The 2945-nt window shown below is 42.0% G+C and carries 2 protein-coding genes; both read left to right on the top strand.

Annotation, left to right across the window (positions count from 1 at the left end; all coding sequences use genetic code 11):
* The first annotated feature begins 78 nt into the window (after positions 1 to 78).
* Complete coding sequence (locus NB504_RS10450; RefSeq protein WP_057563809.1) at positions 79 to 450, top strand: MazG nucleotide pyrophosphohydrolase domain-containing protein; 372 nt, start codon at positions 79 to 81, stop codon at positions 448 to 450.
* A gap of 681 nt (positions 451 to 1131) precedes the next feature.
* A complete protein-coding gene (locus tag NB504_RS10445; protein WP_142550200.1) occupies positions 1132 to 1932 on the top strand; it encodes a PhzF family phenazine biosynthesis protein in 801 nt (266 codons plus the stop codon).
* Positions 1933 to 2945: the final 1013 nt, after the last annotated feature.

Here is a 2945-nt window from a genome sequence, read left to right as displayed (position 1 = left end):
GTTTACAGTGTGTTTTTTGAGTTCGGCGGTGCGTTGTCAACCCCTTAGCCGGGCGTTATGTGTTTTGTGGGAAGTTAAATGCAACATCTTGATAAATTGCTTGAAGTAGCCAAACGAAAATCTGAATTCGACAAGAATAATTCTTGGTATTTAGGCTCATCTACTTATCTGGCTGAGATTAAAAAAGAAGTCGATGAAGTTATCGAAGAAATCCCTAAGAATCGACTCTGTTACCTCGAAGATGAATTAGGTGATGTGCTGTGGGACTACCTAAATGCGATCCTGTCTCTCGAAAAAGAGGCAGGAGTTAAGATTGAGTCTGTAGTCCAAAGAGCATGTCGGAAATATGAAGAACGTGTATCTGCAATCGAGAATGGTATTTCTTGGGATGAGGTGAAATTCAAGCAGAAAAAAGAGCTAGAACAAGAGCAATCATCAGCACACACATAACAAACGCCTCAAGAGGGACTGTCAACGCGTGGCGTTCCCAGTCCCAATGAGCCGCGGTGGTTACGGTTGTTGTGATTGAGTTTAGTGTTAATGCGTTGCCAGCCCCTTAGGCGGGCGTTATGCAACTCAGGTAAATTTAGGGGTTCAATCTTTTGGGATTTCTCCGGCCATTCATTTTGTGTTGTCGGTAAATGAGCATTTTTACCCTAAAATTCGAGGTTTACTCAAGCCGTAAAACAGGCAAGGTTCTTTGTTTGCCTCAATCAGTTTTAGTGCTGGTTTGTTGCCAATTCAGCGTGCTTAAAGTGTGGAAAGGGCAAGTTAATCGAGCATTTTCCTTTTGCTGAAGGTTTCGCTCGTTAAGTTTTCCTGATTCAAAAGTTTGGTTTGTTGCTGAAAGGTAGACCTTGTTTTGGCGGCTTATTTATCATGGCTCTGGCTTGGGTTGGTTCTTGAATCACTCAACTATTGCAATCGTGGCTTTTGATCGTATAAATTCGGTTTATCTCATTGAATTTGCATAACAAACGGCTCAAGAGGGATTGCCAACGCGTGGCGGCTTTAGTGCAAAGTTGAAGTTCAGTGTTTACAGTGTGTTTTTTAAGTTCGGTGGCGCGTTGTCAACCCCTTAGCCGGGCGTTATGCGATTTTTCTGACATCATAAGAAATTAAGGATATCGAGTGGAAGTCAGTATTTTTCAGGTAGATTCGTTTACATCAGAAGTGTTTAAGGGCAATCCTGCTGGGGTATGCATTACAGAAACTAGCCTTGATGAAGCGACAATGCGAGCAATTGCTGCTGAAATGGCAGTGTCTGAAACGGCGTTTTTATCGCTGAGCACGATGCAACTGCGTTGGTTTACACCAGAAATTGAAGTGAGCCTATGTGGCCACGGTACTTTAGCTGTAGCTCATGTTTTAAAAGAGCAGGGGATTTATAAAACGGGTGATGTTCTTGAGTTTAAAACGCTATCTGGCATTTTGACTGCTCATTTAGACGAAAATAGCATCCACCTGATTTTCCCAACTCCAATGCTTGATATGCAAGTGTCCCCAAACATAGATATGCTCAATTGCTTAGGGTTGGCACAATCAAACTTAATCGCTTACGGTCAGTTTGATAACAAGCAGATCATCGTCATTGATAATGAGTCCTTACTCAACGGTCTTTCCCCGGATTTCAGCGGACTATCAAAATTGAAGGGTCGCGGTGTTTTAGTTACGGCTAAGTCAGACTCTGGTGTAGATTTTGTATCGCGTTATTTTGCGCCGTGGGTTGGAGTCAATGAGGATCCAGTGACAGGCTCTGCACATTGTGCTTTGTGTGCTTACTGGTCGAAAAGGCTTGGTAAGTTTCAGCTCAAAGGTTATCAGGCCTCAAAGAGAGGTGGTTTTGTGGATGTGGAACTACTCAATCCAAACCAAGTGAAGCTATCTGGTCAAGCAGTAACGATCTTGTCTGGTCGAATGAAAATCGCATAACAAACGCCTCAAGAGGGACTGTCAACGCGTGGCGTTTCCAGTCCCAATGAGCCGCGGTGGTTGCAGTTGCTGTGTTTGAGTTTAGTGGTTATGCGTTGTCAGCCCCTTAGGCGGGCGTTATGTGTTTGATGGGTTTTTGAGGTTAATTCTACGATTTCATTGAGAATTCGTTCTGTATTTTCGGCAAGTTGGCTTGGTCGAAATGGATTCGTGAACAACCTGAGATTGATCGTTTTCAAGGTTCTTGGGTTGCCTCAATTAAGTTTTGGATCTGGTTTGTGTTGAGTTTCGTCAGTTTCAAATCGCTTTAATTGAAATGTCTTTTTGACTGATTTTCTTGCTGACATTCAGCTCTGAAAATCTGGTGACGCAAAAAATTTAGCGGTTGCTGAAAGGGCGCTTTCTTTGTTGTTGATTCTGTAAGTGGCTCTCTTTGGCTCAGAACGCTGTGAAATTTAGGTTTTGGTAAGCATCGTTTTTGTACGTAACTTATTCAAATATCTTCATTTCTACGGTGGTTTACTTTGAATTCATAGCTAAATTCACATAACAATCAATTCAAGTGGATTCTCAACGCGTGGCAGTTTTACTATGCGTCAGGTAAAGTGTTTTACGGTGCAATGCAGCGACTTGGTCAGTGCGTTGTTCACCACTTAATTGGGCGTTAGGCAAAGTGAGTTTTTATCAGCTAAATCGGGTTTGAATTGAACGGTGAATTTCATGTTCTTATGGCTGAACTTAAGCAATAAATAATCATCACATATTTGTTGTTTCTTGATCGCGTTGGGTTGCTTTTCGCTGTGAATTCATCGGCAAAATAACCTTCGGCATCCAAACGTCCGCCGAGCATGCTACGCTCGTCACTTTTCTTCCAAACCGCTCAATTTTAGTTTTTTTGTTTCTTTGCTGAGTTGGTATTTTGGTTTATAAATAAATCGGTTAGTGTTTTTCAAGTTTACAAAAAGCCTTGTTCTTGGGTTTTGAAAGTATTGTTGTCAATTGGTTGGCCTAAC

Source organism: Vibrio sp. RM-69-4 (assembly GCF_024743775.1).
GTDB lineage: Bacteria > Pseudomonadota > Gammaproteobacteria > Enterobacterales > Vibrionaceae > Vibrio > Vibrio anguillarum.
Note: the sequence above shows the minus strand (reverse complement) of the source record. Positions and strands in the feature narration are given on the sequence as shown.

Excerpts from the sequence above, each read along its gene's own strand:
- NB504_RS10450 (WP_057563809.1), top strand. The coding sequence starts at position 79 with ATGCAACATCTTGATAAATTGCTTGAAGTAGCCAAACGAAAATCTGAA.